At 52.2% G+C, this 1255-nt stretch carries 1 protein-coding gene; it reads right to left on the minus strand.

What is annotated here, in order from left to right; genetic code table 11:
• Positions 1–741 precede the first annotated feature (741 nt).
• Positions 742–1255 (minus strand): IS1 family transposase (locus IEY39_RS29595; protein WP_188938390.1); only part of this gene is annotated, 514 nt, incomplete at its 5' end.

Below are 1255 nucleotides of genomic sequence, written 5' to 3' on the forward strand. Positions count from 1 at the left end.
ACCCAGCCCCGGATATTGTAATCATACACCAGGCTATCCAGGCTTGTGCCGGCGGAGGCATTGCTGCCGATGTACTTCGCCCGCAGCTGCCCCAGCTCGTTATACTGCATGCTGTCAATCAATTTCGTTGGGCGTTCCCCTTCGGGTCAGGCTCTTCGCTATAGTCCTCGCCTTCGGCTCCGGGCTGCCGCTGCGATCCTTAACGCGCTTCCGATAACATGCATCGAGGAAGACTGGACGCATTCTCTCCCGCATCGCCTTCATAAGAGCTGCTTCATAGCACAGCTTTTTTCGTCCAGCACTTCGCATATACCTTCTCCGCTGGGCCGGGTCGGGACGTCCGCGCCGGCGCTGCGCATTGACTTGCGTTCACTTTTTGGATCGCTGTGTGTGCCCATGCAAGGCGCCTTACACGGCATCCCGACACCGACCTGGCCTCGGTAGGGCGGGTGCGTAAGGGGGAAGTACCTTTTATGGGTACTGTCCCCTTTCCAATCCGCTTGCCTTCACCAGGCGATCGTCGGCTCTTCCTTCTGTGCTGTTTTCTTCGCAGGCCGTCCTCCTTCTCCGCTGCGGCAGAACGCGACGCGAACGATTTCCGATGCTACATTCTATTCCATATGTCAAAGAGCTTGATTTACTGGTCTACATCGTCTCAGCTAAAGGATTAGGATTGGTGTACTCGGAACAATCGTGAAAGGCAATAGCTGCTTTGTCTGGTCGTAGGAAACGTATAGGTGCTTATGCCTCCCAGAAATAAATCTTCAAACAGCATTCCAGCAAGGCATGACTTCTGCTAAAGCAAATAGTCCGGCGGCTCAGCCGTTTAATATGGGTTCGAATCGACAGATTTTTGCGTTCGATGCGGTTGGTGCAATACCTTCGGTATTCGTGTATTCCAGGGGGAATCAATGTACGATAAATATTGAGTTGGTCTGTGTTGATCTTAGAGGCTCCGGAAAGCAACAGCGTGTTGACGAGCATTCCCAGCGTACGCTTGCTCCGCCTGCCGATCACAAAGTCCAGTACTTTCCCCGTGGCCCGGTTTAAGGCATACGCGATCCAGAACTGGTTCTGCTTGTGTCCGATGAAAGTATGCAGCTCATCTACTTCGATATTGGCCTGGTTTAGCGGAATAGGAGGCTTGCTAATCTGATTACCTGCCCATTTTAAATATGCCTGTACCGTATTAACCGAAATTTTCAGTATCCGGGCAATGCCCCGAACCGAAACGCTTTCGCATATCATTTTCGAA

This window comes from Puia dinghuensis, from assembly GCF_014642875.1.
Classification (GTDB): domain Bacteria; phylum Bacteroidota; class Bacteroidia; order Chitinophagales; family Chitinophagaceae; genus Puia; species Puia dinghuensis.